The organism is Streptomyces sp. NBC_01381, from assembly GCF_026340305.1.
Taxonomy (GTDB): domain Bacteria; phylum Actinomycetota; class Actinomycetes; order Streptomycetales; family Streptomycetaceae; genus Streptomyces.
In genome coordinates, this window is record NZ_JAPEPI010000001.1 from 1500047 (window position 1) to 1519706 (window position 19660).

Annotated in this window: 20 protein-coding genes; 13 read left to right on the forward strand and 7 right to left on the reverse strand. The window is 65.3% G+C overall.

Features of this window, described 5'->3' with window-relative positions:
- Window positions 1-19 precede the first annotated feature (19 nt).
- From OG453_RS07315 to OG453_RS07325, 3 genes are all read right to left on the reverse strand, one after another.
- Entirely contained in the window at window positions 20-1051 is a 1032-nt protein-coding gene (locus tag OG453_RS07315) for a hypothetical protein (protein ID WP_266865684.1), read from the reverse strand.
- Window positions 1052-1243: 192 nt separating this feature from the next.
- Entirely contained in the window at window positions 1244-1438 is a 195-nt protein-coding gene (locus tag OG453_RS07320) for a hypothetical protein (protein WP_266865685.1), read from the reverse strand.
- 548 nt (window positions 1439-1986) lie between these two features.
- Window positions 1987-3225, reverse strand: a complete 1239-nt coding sequence (locus tag OG453_RS07325) for a helix-turn-helix domain-containing protein (protein ID WP_266865687.1) — start codon at window positions 3223-3225, stop codon at window positions 1987-1989.
- Window positions 3226-3848: 623 nt separating this feature from the next.
- On the opposite strand from OG453_RS07325, the gene OG453_RS07330 reads away from it, so the two are divergent.
- The 10 genes from OG453_RS07330 to OG453_RS07375 are packed head-to-tail and all read left to right on the forward strand — an operon-like array spanning window position 3849 to window position 13416.
- Window positions 3849-4856, forward strand: coding sequence for an NAD-dependent epimerase/dehydratase family protein (locus OG453_RS07330; RefSeq protein ID WP_266865689.1), 1008 nt, complete (start codon window positions 3849-3851; stop codon window positions 4854-4856).
- 56 nt (window positions 4857-4912) lie between these two features.
- The gene (locus OG453_RS07335; protein ID WP_266865691.1) at window positions 4913-5797 is read left to right on the forward strand and encodes a glycosyltransferase family 2 protein; all 885 of its coding nucleotides are present in this window, start codon (window positions 4913-4915) and stop codon (window positions 5795-5797) included.
- A gap of 37 nt (window positions 5798-5834) precedes the next feature.
- Window positions 5835-6575, forward strand: coding sequence for a bifunctional 2-polyprenyl-6-hydroxyphenol methylase/3-demethylubiquinol 3-O-methyltransferase UbiG (locus tag OG453_RS07340; RefSeq protein WP_266865692.1), 741 nt, complete (start codon window positions 5835-5837; stop codon window positions 6573-6575).
- Window positions 6576-6588: 13 nt separating this feature from the next.
- A complete protein-coding gene (locus tag OG453_RS07345) occupies window positions 6589-7242 on the forward strand; it encodes a phytanoyl-CoA dioxygenase family protein (protein ID WP_266865694.1) in 654 nt (217 codons plus the stop codon).
- Between the two features lie 7 nt (window positions 7243-7249).
- Window positions 7250-8290, forward strand: a complete 1041-nt coding sequence (locus tag OG453_RS07350; protein WP_266865695.1) for a glycosyltransferase family 2 protein — start codon at window positions 7250-7252, stop codon at window positions 8288-8290.
- Window positions 8290-9345, forward strand: a complete 1056-nt coding sequence (locus tag OG453_RS07355) for a glycosyltransferase (RefSeq protein WP_266865696.1) — start codon at window positions 8290-8292, stop codon at window positions 9343-9345. Before OG453_RS07350 ends, OG453_RS07355 begins: the two co-directional genes overlap by 1 nt.
- A gap of 11 nt (window positions 9346-9356) precedes the next feature.
- The gene (locus OG453_RS07360) at window positions 9357-10568 is read left to right on the forward strand and encodes a polysaccharide pyruvyl transferase family protein (RefSeq protein ID WP_266865698.1); all 1212 of its coding nucleotides are present in this window, start codon (window positions 9357-9359) and stop codon (window positions 10566-10568) included.
- Window positions 10565-11617: a nitroreductase family protein gene (locus tag OG453_RS07365; RefSeq protein ID WP_266865700.1), complete on the forward strand. Its 1053-nt coding sequence runs from the start codon at window positions 10565-10567 to the stop codon at window positions 11615-11617. Before OG453_RS07360 ends, OG453_RS07365 begins: the two co-directional genes overlap by 4 nt.
- Window positions 11614-12360: an HAD family hydrolase gene (locus OG453_RS07370; protein WP_266865702.1), complete on the forward strand. Its 747-nt coding sequence runs from the start codon at window positions 11614-11616 to the stop codon at window positions 12358-12360. Before OG453_RS07365 ends, OG453_RS07370 begins: the two co-directional genes overlap by 4 nt.
- Window positions 12361-12414: 54 nt before the next feature.
- Window positions 12415-13416, forward strand: a complete 1002-nt coding sequence (locus OG453_RS07375) for a glycosyltransferase (RefSeq protein WP_266865704.1) — start codon at window positions 12415-12417, stop codon at window positions 13414-13416.
- Between the two features lie 18 nt (window positions 13417-13434).
- Here the strand turns inward: OG453_RS07375 and OG453_RS07380 are convergent, their stop codons facing one another.
- On the reverse strand, window positions 13435-14262 hold the full coding sequence (locus tag OG453_RS07380) for an RNA methyltransferase (protein WP_266865706.1): 828 nt from the start codon (window positions 14260-14262) through the stop codon (window positions 13435-13437).
- A gap of 319 nt (window positions 14263-14581) precedes the next feature.
- On the opposite strand from OG453_RS07380, the gene OG453_RS07385 reads away from it, so the two are divergent.
- Window positions 14582-14824 carry a hypothetical protein gene (locus OG453_RS07385; RefSeq protein ID WP_266865708.1) on the forward strand — a complete coding sequence of 81 codons (243 nt, stop codon included), beginning with the start codon at window positions 14582-14584 and terminating at the stop codon, window positions 14822-14824.
- Between the two features lie 148 nt (window positions 14825-14972).
- On the forward strand, window positions 14973-15428 hold the full coding sequence (locus OG453_RS07390) for an NUDIX hydrolase (protein ID WP_266865710.1): 456 nt from the start codon (window positions 14973-14975) through the stop codon (window positions 15426-15428).
- A 106-nt stretch (window positions 15429-15534) separates the two neighbouring features.
- Here the strand turns inward: OG453_RS07390 and OG453_RS07395 are convergent, their stop codons facing one another.
- Window positions 15535-15960 (reverse strand): hypothetical protein, encoded by a 426-nt coding sequence (locus tag OG453_RS07395; RefSeq protein ID WP_266865712.1) that lies wholly within the window; start codon window positions 15958-15960, stop codon window positions 15535-15537.
- 444 nt (window positions 15961-16404) lie between these two features.
- A complete protein-coding gene (gene aspS, locus OG453_RS07400) occupies window positions 16405-17715 on the reverse strand; it encodes an aspartate--tRNA(Asn) ligase (protein WP_266865714.1) in 1311 nt (436 codons plus the stop codon).
- 674 nt (window positions 17716-18389) lie between these two features.
- On the opposite strand from aspS, the gene OG453_RS07405 reads away from it, so the two are divergent.
- Complete coding sequence (locus OG453_RS07405) at window positions 18390-18839, forward strand: hypothetical protein (protein WP_266865716.1); 450 nt, start codon at window positions 18390-18392, stop codon at window positions 18837-18839.
- A 5-nt stretch (window positions 18840-18844) separates the two neighbouring features.
- Here the strand turns inward: OG453_RS07405 and OG453_RS07410 are convergent, their stop codons facing one another.
- Complete coding sequence (locus OG453_RS07410; RefSeq protein WP_266865718.1) at window positions 18845-19285, reverse strand: HIT family protein; 441 nt, start codon at window positions 19283-19285, stop codon at window positions 18845-18847.
- Window positions 19286-19660 lie beyond the last annotated feature (375 nt).

Consider the following 19660-nt stretch of genomic DNA (forward strand, 5'->3'; position numbering starts at 1 on the left):
CAGGCCAGCAGTGTCGAGTTCATGCCAAGCGGGGGTGCGGGTGCGGTCCAGCCCGAGGCGAGTGACTGGCGGCGTACGAGAGCGACTCCCGGCAGGCCCGCAAGAGCAAGGCCTCTCCTTCGGGCGGGCTGGGCTGCTTCTCGAGGACGGAGATCCACGGTTCACGGGCTCCGTAGGGAGCGATCGCCGAGAACACCTCGGCCGCCTCGGTGAACTTGTGACTCACCCACAGGGCATAGGCGAGATGACTCAGATCGGCTACGGACTGCCGCGACGGGTCGGATTTCCGGAACCATTCGTGGAACGCCTTGAGCGTGTAGCCGATGGCGGGCTCGTCCGCCCACTGGCGCCGCCACAGCGGATCCCTCCGCCCCTGGGCCAGCAGTTGGCGGCACTGCTCCACCTGCGCGTACACCGGCAGCAACAATAACGGCGACTCAACTGGTGCCCACGAGGCCACCCAGCGGCCGAAGTCGAAGATCGCAGCCAGTGATGCACCCTGCGGAGCATCCTGGGCGAGCATGAACTGCAGCATCCGGTGGAAAGCCTCACGGCTGTACGCGTCGCGCTGGTTGACCTCGTGCAGAAGCCGCCACGGCCCGCTCGGCAGCATCGGCTCCGAAGACCATTCGCGATGCTCGGGACGCCTCTGTTCCTCATCGACTTGAGCCAAGGCCAGAAGACAAACCCACGGAACGGGATCGCTCGCGCTGCGGTGCGCCGCCTGTAATGCAATTCGCCGGGCCCGGTCCTCGAAGTCTGCTGCCCCCGCATGCTGTTGGCGATGCGCACGCAGTGTGCGCTCCACCAGGACCCGAGCGTGCATCACCTGGGCGTCGTAGCTGTCTGGCTCCTCCGAACGCCACACGTTCACGACGTCGGAGCGGGCGGCGGCAACGGCAAGGACCTGGGTGCGCGATGTCCTGAGCAGCCAGTCCGAGGAGGTGTCGTGCAGCAGGTCGCGTGCAGCTCTCCAGCGGCCCGCCTGTAACTCGACGAGGGCATCTCGTAGTTCGTCGTCGTGGCCCGCAGGGTGGTAGATGGGCCGCATCACCACGCCCTGCGTCCGTAGGGAACGGCGGTGTCCACGGGGGAGGGGCGGTTGGAACCTGGTGCAGGCCAGCCGGGGGCTAAGTGGGGAGTTGATGCCACGGCATGGTGGATAGATGACATTGGATTCCTCGACAGGGGTGTGCGCTGGATGGGGCGAAAGAGCGCACGATGGGGGGCCGCGCCGGACGGCCTAGAAGTCGATGCTGCCGATCATGTCCGCAATGCTCGTCACGAACTTCTCGATGTCCGGGGCCATTCCAGTGCCGGCGAGGAAGAACCCGAAGAGCACAGCGACGATTGCGGGCCCTGCTTTGATTGATCCGCCGCGGATCAGCACGACGAGGACAATCGCCAGAAGCAGGACTAGCGAGATGCTGAGATCCATCAGGCGTCCGGTTGCTCCGCAGCGCCTTGGCGTTCCCGGCGGGCCTTGCTCAGTGCTCGGCGCAGCTGCTCGGAGGAGTTCAGGGCTCGCGGCCCGTGCGGGAAGACATGCCAGTGCAGGCCCGGAGGCTCTACTGCCTCGGAGTGAGGTACAAGCACATGACACTTCCGCCCGAGAGGAACGGTGCCCGGCTCCTCCCATCGCGCCGCCGTGCCCGGGGGCACGAGGAAGTACATCCGCGGTTCCGGGCCCTCGGGCTCGAGAAAGACGGGTCCGACGGCGTCCTGGGCCTCGGTCAGGATCTCTATCGCTCGCCGACCCACTGCCTCCGTTGCGCGTATGGCATCCCACCATTCGCCGGCAGAGCACAGTTCGGGCTCTTCGCCGATGGGCATCCATCGTGGCGGCAGAGTGTGACCTGCACGGTTGACGTCGGACATGAAAACGGCCTCCTCACAACTGGGTGTGAGGAGACCATTCCACTCTGCAAGGACAGTGCGCGGACAGATTGTGCGCGGGAGTCTCTGCGCATACCCCTTGACAGGGAGTCAGTTGCTGGTAACGCCCGCCCAACTGCCAAACGCTGACAGCTCGTTGGACGGGTGAGTGTCCATCCGCAGCAAGGCAGAAGTCGTCTCACGGACTGACGGATGGAACCGCGTGTGGTTCGGCGCGATCTTCCGAGCCCGGCGCAAATCATCGAACGCGCCGGACCTGTTTCCCATCACCAGCTTCGCCGAGGCCACGTCGATGAAGTGATGACTCGATCGCTCGCCTACCGTGGCAGCGGGCGGTGCCCACTCGCCCCCTGGCTCGGGAGCCCACTCGGCAAGCCGCGCCACGGCCTGTTCCGTGTCACCCGTGTCGATCATGGAGTGAAACTCGTGAATACGAATGTTCGTCGGCCCGAACGAGGTCTCGTAGGCAAGCGAGTCCCGGTTGCCCGCCATTCGCGCAACGTCCTCGGCCTCCCGCAGGTAGCCACTCGAGCGATCCTGATTGTTCTCGCGGGCTTCCAGTACCGCCAGCTTCAACACCAGTGCACCGTCGACGGCGAGCGCGTCGTCGGTGAAGGACCGCTCCGGCTGCACCCGTTCGAGTTCGACGCGGAGAGCCTGGAGCTTGCGGCGGGCCGATGAGTAGGCGCCCTGGCGGAGCATTGCACCGGCCACCAGATACCCGGAAGTGACCTGCATCAGAGGGTCGCCGGACTGGTCGGCGGCCCAACGTACGCGCTCCAGCGCAGTGCTCGACAAATCATGATGGCCCATCTTGTGGGCCAGCGAGTTCACGGCCCTGTACGCGCGGGCCAGGTGCCAGAAGGCTTTGCTCCGGTCGCCGTTACGGCCGTCCAAAGCGACGTGCGTCAGCTCGGTGATGATGGCGGGCAGCAGCGGGCCCATAGGTACGTAGCGGGCATCGCGCCGCAGCGCCGATATCTGGTCGACTTCGGAGGCGAGAACAGGAAGCGGCCGCGGGCTGATGTCCATCTCGTCTGGGGTGTCGTAGCAGAGCAGGAGCCGCCGCAGTTCGGGGATCACGGCGTGCACGCCATCCTCGGCCTCCGGCTCGCCGTAGTACGGCTGCCCGGTGAGAACCTCGGGCCCGAAGTGCAGTGCCTTGGCGAGGGCCAGGATCAGCGACGGTGAAGCCTTGCGTGCGCCGGACTCCAGCTTTTGGAGGTAGCTCGGCGAGATCGCGACCTTCTGTGCCAGTTGGGCGGCAGACAGCTTCCGTGTCCTGCGGGCGACACGGAGACGGTCTCCCAGCGTCAGGTTTTCACTCATCGGTGGATCGGTCCCTTCGCGACGGAGCACTCGGTTCAGAGTACGGACAATCCCCTGCCCTGCGAATGCGGTCGCCGAGTGTTAACAGAGCCGGCAGACCGCCGTAGGCGGGCCGGAGGCTGACTGAAAGGCGCCGACCCGTGGCGATGGCGACTCGCGAGCCCCAAGGCAACGGCCCCAATTCCTCATAAGTAGGGGCAATTGAGCCACCGAGACCTGTTGTCTGTGAGGTGCCTGGGGTGCTGTGTCAAGGGCTTGTGCGGCGAAAGGTGCGGACAGTTTGTCCGTGCACACTGTTCACACAGTGGAATCTTGTAATCGCACTCAGTTGCATGGAGGCCGTGAGGGCTCCCGTCAGGACCGAACACGCACCATCGGTGGCCACTCCAATCCGCCTTGAGACCCCGTGCGAGATCGAGGCGACTGACCACCAGTTCCGGACCCGGCGAGACCCCACGACGCGCATCCTCAGCAGCCCAAGCGTTCCACTGGAGCCCAAGTGCCACCCTGGCCGGCCCGCTGGCCCGAGGGCGGCTCCCTGCTGCGAACAGATGAAGCCTCCACGCGAGCCCGACCTGGCGAGACCCGATCACATGTGCTCGGCGACAGAGCGAGGGGACAACGTGGGACAGACAGCATTCGTAACCGGAGTCGCGGGACTGCTCGGCAGCCACATAGCCGAGACTCTCCTGGGCGAAGGCCACGAGGTCAGAGCAATCGACAACCTCCTGGGCGGCTACAAGGACAACATTCCCGATGGCGCCGACTTCCGCCTGGCGGACTGTCGGAACACCGCCGACTACGCGGACCTCCTTAAGGGAGTCGACGTCGTCTACCACTGTGCGGCTGCTCCCTACGAAGGCGTCAGCGTTTTCTCGCCCCACCTCGTCCACGAACACACCTGTAGCGCCACCATCGCCGTGCTTTCAGCCGCCGTCAGCGCGGGAGTTCGACGGTTCGTGTTCTGCTCCTCGATGGCCCGCTATGGCGGCGGCACTCCACCCTTCACGGAGGACATGCCCCGCAATCCGGTCGACCCGTACGGCATCGCCAAGTGCGCCGCCGAACTGACCATCGAAACGATCTGCCGAGCCCACAGCTTCGAGTTCAACATCGCTGTCCCGCACAACGTCATCGGGCCGCGGCAGAGTTTCGACGATCCGTACAGGAACGTCGCGGCCATCATGATCAACCGGATGCTGCGTGGCCTGCAGCCCGTGATCTACGGCGACGGATCTCAACGCCGCTGCTTCAGCTTCATCTCCGACGTCGTGTCGTGCCTGACGAAACTGGGAACCGACACCGAAGTCCGGGGCGAGATCATCAACATCGGACCCGACGAAGAGACAGTCTCCATTCTGGAACTCGCCGAGACGATCGCCGGGATCATCGGGATGCCGTGCGACCCCATCTTCATGCCAGGCCGGCCACTCGAAGTCCACCACGCCACGTGCAACTCCGATAAGGCGCGACGGCTGCTCGGCTACAGGACGCAGGTGAACCTGCGGGATGGCCTGACGAGCATGGCCGAGTGGATCGAGTCCCAGGGGCCCCGCGACTTCAATTACCACCTGCCCCTGGAGATCGTCACCGAGCAGACCCCGGCGACCTGGACGCAGCGACTTCTCTAGAAGTGCCGGTGCATAGGGACCACTTGCTGCGACTCATCCATAGGAGCCACACCCCGATGCGAACTTGCACCCCGATCACCTTCGCGATCTGCAGCAACCGACCGAGCCAGATCTACCCGGCAGTGGAACGCACCCTCGAAATGCTCAGTGAGCAGGACCGGCTCATCGTCGTCGTGGACACAGACGCCCCGGTCCTCGACGGCATCCCGGCACACCCGGCACTGACGGTGCTGCACAACGACTTCAACCGCGGTTTGGCGTACAGCCGCAACCGCGCGATGAAGGAGTGCGCGATGCGGTACCTGGTGTTCATCGACGACGACATCGTCCTGACCCGAAGCGCCGTCGACGCCACCCGCGACGCCTTCGCGGACGGGGCGGACATCGTAGGGACGCGGATATCGGCCGACTTCAACGGCCAAGGAGTGCCCTGGTGTCTCACCGATGGCCAGCTCCACTATCTCGGTGTCCACAACCCGACTATGCCCGCCTCCATTTGGGGTGGCTGCCTAGCCGTGGACGTAGAGCGAGCCCGCATTCTCGGAGTGCAGTTCGACGAAAGCCTCGGACGCGTCGGAACCAGCCTCGGCTCTGCCGAAGACACCACCTTCGTGCGCCACATGGTCCACAAGGGTGCCCACTCGGCGGTCCTCCACGACGTCGCGGTGACCCACACCATTCCCGCCGAACGGCTGCAGTTCCCCTACCTATTCAGGCGTGCCTACTGGCAAGGCCGCAGCGAGGTACGGCGCAACGACGCCAAGCAGGGGCTCCTGAAGGAATGGAAAAGGAACCGGAACACCCGGAATGCATCAGCCCTCCGCCGCACCACCTTGGCCGTCATCTACACGGGCGCTGTTGCCGCAGGCGCCGTCCGCGAGGACCTGCAGGCCCGGCTCCGCCAACTCCGCGGGCCGCAGGCCAGAAGCGTCATGAACTGATCCAGCAAGCAACCTCATCACCAAGGAGCACCGCCCAATGAACGTCGACGAGATCCAGCATGAGGCACTCGAACTCGGCCCGTGGGTCAACCGCTTCGAGTTCGACGGCCGTACCTACCCACGGCTCGACCACGCACAGACTGCGGAAGAGGAATCCGCAGCACCGCCCCGTAAGGGCAGGGCACAGGCATTCTTTGACGTGTTCCCGGACGCCAAGCAGATCCTTGAACTAGGCGCGCTTGAAGGCGCGGACACGGTCCGACTCGCCTGCCGGCCCGGCACTTCTGTGCTCGCAGTCGAAGGCCGAGCCGACAACCTTAGCCGGGGCGAGTTCATCACCGGCCTCCACCAGCTCGCGAACGTCGAGTGGATGTGCGCGGACGTAGAGACCCTCGACTTCGAAGCACTCGGCACGTTCGACGCCGTGCTCTGCGCCGGTCTCCTGTACCACCTCCAGGAACCGTGGAGGCACCTACGCGAGATCGCGAAGATCACCGACCGTCTGTTCATCTCCACCCACTACTGGGGTGGCACCGGCACGATGGCCGGACCCGACGGCCACACAGTCAAGCTCGTCCACGAGGAGCACCCCGAGCCCCGGACGAGGGCGCTGACCGAGACGGTTCTCTGGTTCGACAGGGAGTCCCTGCTGCAGGCGATTCGAGACGCAGGATTCGATGGCATGAACATCCTCCATGACGTTCAGACGGACACCGTCTGCGACATGATCGTCGCCTGCCACCGCACATCCCCCTCTCGCGACAACACATCGGCCTGAAGCGAGGGGACTCATGAACGCGCTGGCAGAACAAGTCCGCAAATACGGCCTGGCGACCGCTCCGGGCCTGGTTCAAGGCTCCGCACTGGCCGAACTTCACCGCGAGGCGGAGCAGTTGGTGGGGCAGTTCACCGGCCACGGATACAGGTCCGACGACTACTGGTCTTTTGAACGGGCTGACGCCCGCGAGCAAGTCCTCTACCGGATCCACAACCTGGAGCAGCAAGGCTCGACACCGATCAACGAACTGTTCGCAGACGGGCCGCTGCACGAGTTGGCCGGCGAGGTCCTGGGCCGTGAAATCCGCCCCATGGTGTGCGCCATGATCGTGAAGATGCCGCACCATGCGGCGCGAGTCCCGTGGCACAGAGACAGGACGTCGGTGGCGCCGCATACGGTCATCAACCTCAGCCTGTTCCTCGATGACTCAAGTTTCGAAAACGGCTGCATCGAGTACGTGCCCTACTCACACCTGCTGCCGGACGACGCGGATGTCACGGCCGTCGAGCAGCAAGGCCCGGTCGAAGCTGCACCCGCAAGGGCCGGGGACGTGCTCGTTCATGACGTGCGCACTGTGCACGCATCGCGGACCAACAGCACCGACGCATTCCGTCGCAGCATCGTCATCGAGTTCGCCCCGGTCGATTTCGACCTCCCGAACACATAGGGGTGTCATGAACGCGCCATCTCAGCCGAGGGTGGTCACCATCACCGTCGGAACGAACGAGCGGCCCTGGCTCCACAACTGCTTCAGCTCACTGACCGCAAGCAACACCACCGGCCTGCACCTCGACGTCGTATACGTCGACAACGCTTCCACCGACGGAAGCCTCAACGACGTACGCCGCTTCCCTGAGGTCGAGGCGATCCAAAGCCGCACCAACCTCGGCTTCGCCGCCGCCAACAATCTCGCCATGCGCCGCGCACTGAACGCGGGCGCGGACTACATCTTCCTGGTCAACCCCGACACCAGAACTCCCACCACACTCATTCGAGACCTCGTCGACTTCATGGACGCCAATCCCCAGTACGGGATCGTCGGTCCACTGCAGTACACATACAGCGACGCATCCGAGCACCTCCATGAGCACAACGACTGGACCAGACTCGCCCTGCGGTGCGGAGAGCAGCACGGCCTGGCCGCCGACTGGCAGGGCTTACCTTCCCCCGCAGGACCCGAGGAAGGCAGAGCACCCAACACCCTTGAACACGCCTACGTCCAAGGGGCCGCTCTCTTCGTACGCGCTGACGCGCTCCGCAAGACCGGACTCTTCGACGAGGTCTTCCACACCTACTACGAAGAGACAGACCTGTGCCGTCGGGTGAGATGGGCCGGATGGCGCGTAGCCCTCCTCCTGGACCTTGGCATTCAGCACAAGGGCGGAGGCGGCGCAGGGAACGGCAAGTACCGACGAACCCACATGCGCCGCAACCGCTACTACTACCTGGCCACCGACGTCGACTGGACCTTCCGCAACACACTGCGGCTCGCCGGGAGGTGGCTGAGGAAGGACTTCCGAGGCAAGAGCGTCGGTGGGCAAACGACCCCACTGCGCGGCACGTACGAAACGGTTCTCGCCATCGCCTGGTTGTGCCGACACCTGCCGCAGATCGTCGAGCGCCGCCAACGGCATCGCCGTCTCGCACACCAGAGAACGGCGCCAGACGCCACGAACCCCGCACCCTCGGTCAAGGCACTGGGAGGGACGCGGTGATGAACGGCCCTCGCATTCTCTTCGCCGGCAACTTCCACTGGAACGCGGGCTCCAGCCACATGATCGCCGCGTACGCCGAAGCCGCGGCCCGTGTCCCGTGCGAGATCGCCGTATCCAGCCAACTCGCCCGCCTGGACTCCCAGATACCCCAGCACCTGCCGCTCGTCGACGACATCAACTGGGCCACGCACCTCGTCTTCGTCTTCGAAGGAAGACAGTTCCTCTCTGACGCCCAACTCGACCTCTGCCAGCAGATCCCCAGGCATCGGCGGCTGATCATCGACCCGGACGCCCACTGGGGCCCCTCAATGGCTGTGGGCCTGGACGACTCCCACAGCAACTACACCGCCGCCAGTTGGCACAAGCTGTATGCGCAGCTCAGCGACATCATCCTCCAGCCCCGAACAGGCGATGCACTGCCGCCAGGCGCCGAATACTTCCCCTACTTCGGCATGCCGGAAATCCACAGGCCCGCCACCGAAACGCCCCCGCCCGGGCAACTGCCTTACGAGATCCAGTACATCGGCAGCAACTGGTGGCGTTGGCAGACACTGTCCGACGTCGTACGAGCCGCCGCAGCGGCACGCCCCCGCATCCAGCGCATCCGAGTCTGCGGCCGGTGGTGGGACGAAGAGATCTGCCCCGGCCACGAACAGGCGACTGTCGCCGAGCCGAAATGGCTGTCAGATCACGGCGTGGAAGTCGCGGTCTCCGTGCCGTTCGGGCACGTCGTCAGCGAGATGGCCCGCTCGGCGATCACCCCCATCCTGGTACGGCCTGTCCTGGCGCAGAAGCGCCTGCTGACACCTCGCATGTTCGAGACGCTCGCCTCCGGGAGCCTGCCGGCCCTCACCGAAGACCTCGACTACCTGGCTCCGGTGTATGGCGATAGCGCCGAGCACTTCTACCTGGGGGCCGAACCGAGCGAAACCCTCGCACGGATGCTCCGCGATCACAGCACGTACCGGCAGTACCTCGCCGACATCCAGAACCGCGTGTACGCGGCCTTCAACTACGAGCGCGTCATCGCTGACCTCGTGAAGTTCCTGCAGTGACGGGAGAGACCATGGTTCGCAACGTCATCATCACAGGCGTCACCAGCTGTGAGAACCGAGGAGTCGAGGCGCTCGTCGCGTCGATCGCAGCAGGACTCCACGACCACGGCGAGGCACGCATCAGGGTCCTGACACAGACCCCGATGCTCGACCAAGAACTGCTGACGCCCTGGGGCGTCGAGTGCGTGGCCGACCCGTTCGTGACTTCGAAGTCGTGGACTCAATACCGGCCGGCCGAGACCTCCGAGCAGTCCAGGACCCGGCGCGACGCACTGATGGAAGAAGCAGATCTGCTCGTTGCGACGGGCGGGGACATCTACACCTCGGACTACGGGGTGAGCACCCCCTACCTGGCCGCGCCTATCGCAGCCCAGAGCCACGGTGTGCCCGTGGCCATGCTGGCGCACTCGATCGGCCCGTTCACACACCGCGAGGACGCACAAGCCTGGCTCGACGTCGCAGAGCAGTGCAAAGTCCTCACCCTCAGAGAGCGCCTGTCGTACCGGTATGTCCAGGAGGAGCTCGGTCTGACGGCGGGGAAGGCCCAGCTCACCGCCGACCCCGCCTTCCTTCTCCCCGCGCCGCCGCAGCAGCGAGTCCAAGCCCTCGTCACGACTGCGGGCATCGGACCCGGCGAGCCGTACATCTGCGTCGCCCCCAGTCGTGGCATAGCCCGGTTCCGCAGCCTCGATGAAGTCGCGCACGATCGCGCACTAGGACGGCTCATTGACCGGCTCGTCACACGATGGAAGATCCCGGTGCTGCTCCTCCCGCACGTACACGACTCACGGAGCCACAACGACGACCGCGCACTTGTCGCCGAACTCGCCCAGCACATCGGCCACCCACTGGTGAAGGCCGTCACCGGTCCACTGACCGCATCCGATTACAAAGGCCTCGCAGCCGCAGCAGACCTCGTCATCACCGAGCGTCTACACGCGGCGATTGGTGCGCTCTCCACCCGGACCCCCACCGTCGCCATCGGCTACTCCCAGAAGTTCCTCGGCGTCTTCGCCGACACCTACGGCAACGACATCGACCTCGACTCCGTACACCTCGACGTCGACAGGTTCGTGGCGGACGAACACTCGACTGAGCGCCTCCTCCAGGGCCTGCAACTCCCGTCCATGCAGCAGGCCCTCACCGAGCGTGTGCCTGAACTTCTCGAACGAGCGCGAGAGAACTTCACCCTCCTCGCCGCCACCAGCGAGGTGCCGGCATGACGGCCGACGGCACGCAGTTGCGTTTCCAAGCCCGAACGGACGGACCTCGCAGCGGCTGGTTCAAGAAACTCATGCTGCTCGGCCGGGAGTACTACTACGACGCGACGCGGTTCGTCACTCACTCCGGCGCCCTCTCACCCCGGCATCTCGCAACCCTCCGTGCGCTGGTGACGATGGATACGCACCGTGTTGAGAAGGGACTTGCTGTCCCGCACCCCAAGCCGTGGTTCGGGAAGCTGATCGTCCGACGGGTCCTGCACAACGCGTCGCTGTACGCCCGCCTGGATGGTGACGCGAACGTATGCCGAGCAGCTGTGGACGCGGTCGAGGACTACCTGGACCGGAACTCGGAACTAGGCGCCCCTGAACCCGAGTGGGCTGCACAGATCAGACGCGCCGTGACTGGCCTCCATGAGCAACTGCAGCCTGCCGGACTGCTGGGCGGCACCAAGACCGTAAGCCGCGAAACCATCCACAAGGCCGGCCGCCTCGACTCTATGGACTTCTTCACCTCGCGCTACAGCATCCGGGACTTCGCGCCCGAACCCGTCCCGCAGGAACGGATCGAAGCAGCCGTTGCCGCTGCACAGCACACGCCGTCCGTGTGCAACCGCCAGAGTTGGTCGGTACACGTCTTCCCTCGCGGCCCTCAAGCAGGCGCTGTCCTCGCCTGCCAGAACGGGAACACAGGGTTCGGCCACACAGCCAGCCACATCCTCCTGATCACCACCGACCTGCGCACCTTCGTATATCCCGGGGAACGCAACCAAGGCTGGGTCGACGGAGGCATGTTTGCCATGTCCCTCATCCACGCCTTCCATGCCCAAGGAATCGGGACGTGCTGCCTCAACTGGTCCGTAGACAGCCGGGCCGATCGGCGTCTGCGCACCGTCGCGGAAATTCCGGCCCACGAGAACGTGATCATGATGCTCGCCGTCGGCCAACTACCCGAAGAACTGCGAGTGGCCACGTCCTGGCGCCCCGAACCCGGCCACGTCATCCGGCCCGGCCGGATACGGCAAGTCACGAACCAGGACGGTGCCCAGTGAACAGCTCCAGCCCCGCACCGCCCCGCACGTATTTCGCGGCAACAGGACTGCCGACCGGGTACACGTCAGTCGCTGTCGACGTCGGAGGAGTCCTTTACTACGACGAGCCCTTCGACATCGCCTGGATTCAAGGAACCTACGAGCGCACCCGGCGCACCGAACCGGGCCTGACTGTGCCCTCGTTCCTCGAGCACCTCAAGGGCTTCTACCGCGGCGAACCCGGAACCTTCCTCTCCCAACCACCGGCGAGAGATAGCTGGCTGGATGTACGGCAGCGGTGGACATCCCTGGTCCAGCCGATCCCCGGCGCTGCCGACGCCATCCAGGCCCTCGCACAGCATCTGCCGGTCTGCGTCGTCGCGAACCAGCCTCCCGAATGCCACACAGCCCTGCACGAGATGGGTATAGCCCAGCGCGTCGACCTTGTGGCCATCGACACCGTGGTGGGCCTGTCGAAACCCGACCCCAAGTTCTTCCGCTGGGCTTTCGACCAACTCGGCTGGACGGCCAAGGACGTCCTCGTCATCGGAGACCGCCCCGACCACGACGCCGCCCCGGCACACGAACTCGGCTGCCAGCCAGCCCTGATCCAGCCCGACGACTGCTGGCAGGGACCCACCGACCTAGATCCACGCATCGAGGACACCTACCGAGCCATCCGCAAGGACCTCCGGACGCTCCGCTCACGGCCCGCACAGCACGCCAGCTGGCACCTCGACAGCCTGGCCGACATCACGCCCTAACGGTTACCCCGGCCTCGCCCTGGACCACGACACCGACTGCGGGAGAGACGACCCATGAAGATTGCCATGATCATCCCCCCATTCCGCTACGGAGCAGACCCCAGCCAATGGATCACTGTGCCGCCCCAGGGGTACGGAGGCATCCAATGGGTGGCCGCGACGCTCATCGACGGGCTGCTCGAGACTGGGTGCGAAGTCCTGCTCCTGGGAGCCCCGGGAAGCCCACCGCGAAGCGGCCTCACCGTGTCGACTGCCATTGAACGCGATGAGATCCGAACTGCCATCGACAGCTTCGGGCCGGCTGTCGTCCACGACCACTCGAACCTCGCGGCGCTTCCGCTGGACGGGCAGTGGCCCGTAGTGAGCACTCACCACCTCAATGGCGTGCCAGCATCCCTTGAAAACGGCGTCTATGTCTCGGCCGCACAGCGCCTCAAGGCCGGATCTGAGACCGCGCCTGTCATCCGCCTGCCGGTTAACCCGGAACGATGCCTGTTCCAGGAGGAGAAGGATGACTACCTCCTGTTCATGGGCCGCGTCTCGGCACACAAAGGAGCGTACGAAGCAGCTGTCTTCGCGCATGCCGCGAACCTGCCGCTCAAGGTCGCCGGCCCGGCGTGGGAGCCGGAGTACCTCGACAGAATGCTTGCCGACTACCCGCACACCGTCGACTACATCGGAGAGGTAGGGGGGCATTTCCGGACCGAACTCATCGCACATGCCAAAGCCATCCTGGTCCTCTCCCAGACGTCCGGCAGTCCCTTCGGCGGACGATGGGCTGAGCCCGGGGCAACCGTCGTGTCCGAAGCCGCCGCGAGCGGAACACCCGTGATCGCGAGCAACAACGGCTGCCTCCCCGAGATCGTCCCCAGTGTCGGCACGATCCTGCCGTCCGCACCGAAGATCACGGCCACAACGGCGAAAGCAGCCATGGACGCTCTACCGACAGCCCACGAGGTACTCAAGGCCGCAGTGGACCAGTGGGGGCACCTCAAGATCGCCCAGGAATACCTGACGGTCTACGAGCGGGCAGCACGCGGCGAGCGATGGACGTGACCGCAGATGCCAGCCGGACTACTTCTTGGCGGCGATGCGCTGACGAGACACCTCGTACAACACGGCCGTCGCTGCGTTCGCCGCGTTCAGGGAACTCGCAGCACCGCCCATGGGGATGCTGACCATGTGGTCGCATGCCTCACGCCACGCATTGCTCAGACCAGAAGTCTCGTTGCCGATCACGAGCAGCGTCGGCTGCGTGAAGTCGAAGTCGAAGACATCACAGTCACCATGCTCATCCGTGCCGACGATCACGATCGGATTGCCATCGGCCCGCTGACCCTCAACCCAGTCAGCCACGTCACGATGAGCAGGCACCCGCACCGACGGCAACGCGAACAGCGACCCCGTACTGGCCCGCACACACTTCGAGTCGTACACGTCGGCTGCGTGGCCCGACACGATCATCCCGTCCGCGCCGAACGCATCAGCGGACCGGATGATGCTGCCGATGTTCCCCGGGCTCGTCGGACGGTCGAAGGCCACGCCGAGGAAACCCGGACCCACCTTGATCCGGGAAAGATCATCCGGGGGCATTTCAACGACGGCAATGACCTCGGGAGCGTCCTCGGACTTCTCACCAAGATCGGCCAGCAGGCTCGGCGCCATCGCTACGCGCTCGGCCTTCGTGGTGCGCAGGATGTCCTCCGCCCACCGGGACAGAGACCGCTTGGAGTCGTAGATGATCGTGTGGATCGTCCAGCCGTGCTCCACCGCCAACGAGATCGGCCGGACGCCCTGCACCAGGAACTCCCTGGCCCTCGTCCGCTTGTTCCGGTTGGTGAGAAACGACTCCCACTGCTGGAAACGAGCATTCCGGCTTGAAACCCGCTGGGCCGCTGGCACACGGCCTCCTATCTCTGATCATCCCTGTTAGCGCCTACAAGACTCTAGTGGGGCGGCGCCACGCGGCGCGACTCGGACACCGCACCCTCGGCAGCCCCGCGACGGCCGGCGACGAACCCCTCGGATCAGGTTGGCTCAGAACGCGGCGTTGACGAAGGCCTGCGGGGTCTCGTACACCTGCCCCACATGACGGACGCTGTCGCACCCGTAACACCCCATGCTCAACCATCCTGAGCGGAGGACTGCGACCCATGCCCGTGCCCTCGCACCACACCGTGGTTCAACACTCTCGTCCGCGCCCAGACCAGGACGGTGCGCCGTGAATCGGCCCCCAGGGGCCGACCCCACAGCGGTCGCCATCGGGCTGCTGATCTTCGGCGGCGGCGCGATACTCCTGAACCTGCTGTTCGGGGCCTGGGTGGCCTTCAGCATCATCGCCGCGGCCGCCATCAGCCTCTCCGCAGGAATCGAAGTCCGCCGGCGACAGTCCGTGAAACGCGAGCATGAGCAGCTTGAATGGAAGCGCATCCTCTGGGAGGAGTGGGGCTACCGCAGCGAATAGCAGCAGGTCCTCCGCCTGTCCTCGGCTGTGCCACACGCCCAGGACACTGCGCCGCGGCTACGCTTTCCACCCCCGGTGCAGCCACGTGGCCTGGCTCCCACCCCCTGCGGCTGCGTCGGACCACCGTTCACCACAAGGACCCGATGCGATGCGAATCCCCGTCGACGCCGCCCTGCTGGATCAGCTCACCCGCTCCGCTGAAGCCGACAACATCTGCAAGCACGTGGTCGCCGCCGTCATCACTAACAAGGACAACGAGATCCTGCTCCTGCACCGGCGCTTCGACGACTACCTCGGCGGCCTGTGGGAGCTCCCCTCCAGTGCGGTGGGAGCTGGAGAGTCCCTGACCGTAGCTCTCCACCGGGGAGTGGAAGAGGAAACTGGCCTGGTGGTGACCACTGTCGACGACTACCTCGGCCACTTCGACTACCTCTCGAAGAGCGGCAAGCAGACCAGGCAATTCAACTTCTCCGTCACCACCAGTGGGAGACGGATCATGCTCACCGAGCATGACGCCCACGAGTGGGCCACGCACGAGGACCATTCGAAGGCGAGCGCGTCGGTCAGCGCCATCCTCGACATTGCCCGAGGCGGCTCAGCCTGACCTTGGCTGGGTGGGCGATCAATCGCGCCCAGACTGCGACGCGTGAGTGCCACACGGCTCAGTTCATGAGGGGGAAGTCCAAGCCGACTCGTCGGCAGTGAAGGAGTTACCGGGCGGGATCGTGCTGAGGGACATTCCGTTGCTTCTTCCGCACCGCGATCCAGTCCCAGTCACGATCGCCGACGCTGCACTCCTGTTCCTCTTGAATATCCCAGTCGGCCATCCAAAGTCCGTCGCCGTGATTACGGGCTTTGCAAGAACACGTGCATATATGCCCCAGAGCCCTCTTGCATCGCGGGTTGCACTGTTCGTTGCTGTTGTACTCGCGGCCGACTGCAATACGGGGGTACTGGCTGAGGAGCACCTCAGCGAGCTTGATGAAGTGGGCTGGGGCGATCGTCCAACTGCCCAACCGTGCATCCCACGTTGGGCGCACACGGCTGCCCAGGCGGATTGTGACGAACTGCTCGTGGCCGAGCAGGGAGCGCCTCGGTGTCCAGAACGCGATGCGCCCTTGCGCGGGCAGCGCCACGGATGGGAGAACGTCACCTTCCCAATCTGGGAACCACTCGGGTGGATCAAGGTGCGAGTGGGGAGTGTGGGGCTTCTCTGGGCGATCAGAGCCTCCCATCCAAGCGCGGCGCGGCGGCCCGGGGTTGAGACGGTCTGCCGGCAAGTAGATCTGGCGGCCCGATTCAGTGCATTTCCACTCGCCTCCGGGACGCGTGTGGGGAAGGATTCGGCCAGTCGCGACCTCGACCCGCATCTTGCCGCCGCACGTGCCACACGTCTGACGAAGGTGAGTGGGCATCCTCGGGCTCCCAACGCTAAGATAAACAGCCGTCACTGACGTCTGAAGATCACAAGCTACCGGCCTGGTGCCATGCACGGTGTGCTCTCGTGGAGAGCAGCAACCGCCCAATCGGCGAGAAGGGGCAGAGCCAGTCAGGCACCGGCCCTGCCAGTCTCAAGCTCCCTACGGGGTGAGCCGGTTCGGTCCGCGGAACAAGAACGTGGCCTCACGAATCGAGTCCAGGCCGAGCATCACCATCAGCACTCGCCCGAGCCCCATGCCCAGACCGCCGTGCGGCGGGCACCCGTACCGGAACGCGTTCAGGTAGTCCTGCAACGGCCCGGTGCTCATGCCCTTCTCCGCGGCCTGCTTCAGCAGCACGTCGTAGCGGTGCTCACGCTGCGCCCCAGTGGTGACCTCCAGGCCCTTCCACAGCAGGTCGAAGCTCAAGGTCACGTCCGGGTTGTCGGCGGGCCGCATGTGGTAGAAGGGCCGGATGCCCACCGGGTAGTGCGTGATGAACACGAAGTCGTGTCCGGTGGCCTCCTTGATGTGAGCCGAGATGCTCCGCTCACCATCCGGGTCCAGGTCCTCCTTCACCCCCTCCGGGTCCCAGCCGCCCTCTCGCAGGATCTTGTGCGCCTCGGCCATGGTGATCCGCGGGAAGGGCATGGCGGGGACAGTGACCTCGACGCCGAAGTGCTCGGCAATCGCCTCACCGTGCGCGTCGGCGACCTTGGCGATCGCGTGCGCAAGCATCTGCTCCTCGAAGACCATCACATCCTCGACGCCGGCGACCCAGGCCAACTCCACGTCGACGCCCGTGAACTCGGTGGCGTGCCGGGACGTGAACGACGGCTCGGCACGGAAGACCGGGCCGATCTCGAAGACCTTGTCGATCCCAGCCGCGATCGCCAGCTGCTTGTAGAACTGCGGCGACTGCGCCAGGTAGGCGCTGCGGTCGAAGTAGCCCAGCTTGAACACCTCCGCACCCGACTCCGAGGCAGTGCCCATGAGCTTGGGCGTGTGCATCTCCGTGGCGCCCTGGGCATAGGCGTACTCGCGCATCCCCTGCTCCAGCGTGGTCTGCACGGCGAACATCAACTGGGCGGCGGGCCGACGGCGTACGTCCAGGAACCGCCAGTCGAGACGCTGCTCCAGGCCCGTGTGCTCGTCGATGGGCAGCGGAGTGGCGGCCGGGTTCAGGACCTCGACCTGCTCAGGGACGAGCTCCAGGCCACCGAGCTTCACCTGGGCAGCGTCCACGACGCGGCCGGTGATGCGCACGGCGGACTCAGGGGTGAGGGCTTCGAGTTCGGCTTCCAAGGGTCCGCCGTCGCGCCTGTGCGTCAACTGCACCATGCCGGTGCTGTCCCGCACGATGACAAACTGCATCTTTCTCTGCAGGCGAAGGGTGTTCACCCACCCGCAGACGGAAACGGTACGGCCGACGTGTTCTCGCAAGTCGGAGACGTATACACGGCTGTGGATCATTTCGGTCCTCCGAAGGACGTCGTCATGATCCCTTGGGAGTGCGGGCGAGAAGGGCAACTCGCGGTACCACCGCACTTTCGCCGCAGAGAACCGGCGGCCTCGTTCGGGCCCGGTGACGGGGGCTGGCCGGCGGGGCATTGGACCACCAGGCGGGGGTCGTTCCTCCCCGCGCTCGGGAGGGTCTTCACCTCAGGGTGCGAGACCGCCTTCACAGCTTCCGGCGATTCTCTCGACTCACGGCCCTGTGGCTAATCGTCTCCGTCAACGCGTTGACGTTGAGGATAGGAGGCTGCCAACCACAGCAGCAACGAGAATTCACAGACCGCGCGCCGGAGACGATGCCACCTCACTCAGCGATCAAGCAGCCCGACCCAGACGATCTCTTCCGGAACTTGCCTGACCCTGCCACCCGACCCCGCGGCAGTGCCCGTTCCCACTGGCTGGCAGCTATGCCCCGGCCGTTGTCAGTGCCCCGGGCAGAGAATCGGCGGATGGCCTTTGAACCCGCAGCAGTTGGTGAGTCTGCGACCCTCGTCGCTGCCTTACGCGCGTACCTGTCCGAGACCCGCTTCTCCTTCATCGGTCTGACCGGCAAGGAGGCAACCCAGTGCATCACCCGAGCGGTTGCGCAGTGGGCGGGGGCGTCAGGCTGGCGGAGTAGAGGGGAGGCGCCCATGCGCTACATCGCCCCGCCACGCCTGATGGAGGGGGGCTGCCGCATGATCTGGTCACCGTCCTGGTCCGCCTACCTTGATCTTCGCTTGCTTCGTACCGACGCCCCGCCGATCGCCGTGGAGATCGACCGCGGAGACGACAGCACCGCCGTGGACAAACTCCGCGACGAGGCCCTCCGTGGGCGCCCCGCACTCTGGATCCGCTGGCACGGAACGCTGCGTACCGATCTCCCGGCTGGTGTCGCCCGTCTGCACCTGCCGACGCGGTCCAGCCGCTCTCCCGTCCGCTATTCGCTCGCCCCGGTCACTACCGCAGCGGGTATCACCCTCGGCGAGGCCGTCACCGCCGAGGCCCGAGAGGACGCCCTGCACCGGGACCAGCAGCGCATCGCGGCAGAGAAGCATGTTGCCGCTCTCCCCCGGACTCCCGGCCCCATCTGGTGCCCCTAGGGGAGTCAGCACGATGATGCGAAGGAACCGGTCAAGTGCTGGGCCTTCATCGCGGCAGCGAGTTGAAGGACTGGATCAGCCGGCACACGATGGGCCGACTGCTCCTTAGGCCAGGTCGAGAACCCGTCATCAGGCCAGCGGGGGACCACATGGATATGGAAATGCGGCACGGATTGTTCCGATCCCGGGCCACTGGCATGGAGCAAGTTCACCCCGCTCGCCTTCAGCGTGAATCGCATCGCCTCGGCCACCTCTTGAGCCAAGGCCATCGTCGCGGCCACTGTGTCACGCGGGATGTCGAATAGATCCTGGTAGTGGTCCGTCGGAACCACGAGGGTATGTCCAGGCGCGAGCGGCGTCAGCGGAGCGAACGCACAAGCGGCCGCCCTGCGAGCGATCCAGCGGGCGGAGTTCTCGCGGATGAGGGTGCAGAACACGCAGTCCATGCGGAGACACTCCCAGACGCTGCGCACGGGCTCCTAGTGGAATTTTCGGCGCCGATGCTGCGACGACCCCGCCGGACAGCCAGGCGACGGCTACCCGCCCTTTGTGCACGAGCCGATGATCACGCCGAGGGTAGTAACGATGAACAGGAATCGAAGCAACCTCATGGAGTGTTCTCCCCTTTCGGGCTCGACTTGCCTCGCCGGCCAAGATGCCCCCGCATCACGACCAGGTTCTCCACGACCGCGAGCGTGTGAGCGCACGATCGTCAGGAGTCCGTCGTGCATCTCAGACCGCTGGTGCGGCAGTACCAACACCTGGAATGGAGCGCGACCTTGCACAGCTTCAGCCACCGCTCCACGGTAGAGCCGACGAGC

What these genes read in the sequence shown, in the direction of transcription:
- OG453_RS07375 (WP_266865704.1), top strand. Translation starts at nt 12,415, where the DNA reads ATGAAGATTGCCATGATCATCCCCCCATTCCGCTACGGAGCAGACCCC.
- OG453_RS07410 (WP_266865718.1), bottom strand. Translation starts at nt 19,285, where the DNA reads ATGGACTGCGTGTTCTGCACCCTCATCCGCGAGAACTCCGCCCGCTGG.
- OG453_RS07355 (WP_266865696.1), top strand. Translation starts at nt 8,290, where the DNA reads ATGAACGGCCCTCGCATTCTCTTCGCCGGCAACTTCCACTGGAACGCG.
- OG453_RS07390 (WP_266865710.1), top strand. Translation starts at nt 14,973, where the DNA reads ATGCGAATCCCCGTCGACGCCGCCCTGCTGGATCAGCTCACCCGCTCC.
- OG453_RS07350 (WP_266865695.1), top strand. Translation starts at nt 7,250, where the DNA reads ATGAACGCGCCATCTCAGCCGAGGGTGGTCACCATCACCGTCGGAACG.
- OG453_RS07340 (WP_266865692.1), top strand. Translation starts at nt 5,835, where the DNA reads ATGAACGTCGACGAGATCCAGCATGAGGCACTCGAACTCGGCCCGTGG.
- OG453_RS07365 (WP_266865700.1), top strand. Translation starts at nt 10,565, where the DNA reads ATGACGGCCGACGGCACGCAGTTGCGTTTCCAAGCCCGAACGGACGGA.
- OG453_RS07360 (WP_266865698.1), top strand. Translation starts at nt 9,357, where the DNA reads ATGGTTCGCAACGTCATCATCACAGGCGTCACCAGCTGTGAGAACCGA.
- aspS (WP_266865714.1), bottom strand. Translation starts at nt 17,715, where the DNA reads ATGATCCACAGCCGTGTATACGTCTCCGACTTGCGAGAACACGTCGGC.
- OG453_RS07325 (WP_266865687.1), bottom strand. Translation starts at nt 3,225, where the DNA reads ATGAGTGAAAACCTGACGCTGGGAGACCGTCTCCGTGTCGCCCGCAGG.
- OG453_RS07405 (WP_266865716.1), top strand. Translation starts at nt 18,390, where the DNA reads ATGCGCTACATCGCCCCGCCACGCCTGATGGAGGGGGGCTGCCGCATG.
- OG453_RS07320 (WP_266865685.1), bottom strand. Translation starts at nt 1,438, where the DNA reads ATGGATCTCAGCATCTCGCTAGTCCTGCTTCTGGCGATTGTCCTCGTC.
- OG453_RS07345 (WP_266865694.1), top strand. Translation starts at nt 6,589, where the DNA reads ATGAACGCGCTGGCAGAACAAGTCCGCAAATACGGCCTGGCGACCGCT.
- OG453_RS07315 (WP_266865684.1), bottom strand. Translation starts at nt 1,051, where the DNA reads ATGCGGCCCATCTACCACCCTGCGGGCCACGACGACGAACTACGAGAT.
- OG453_RS07335 (WP_266865691.1), top strand. Translation starts at nt 4,913, where the DNA reads ATGCGAACTTGCACCCCGATCACCTTCGCGATCTGCAGCAACCGACCG.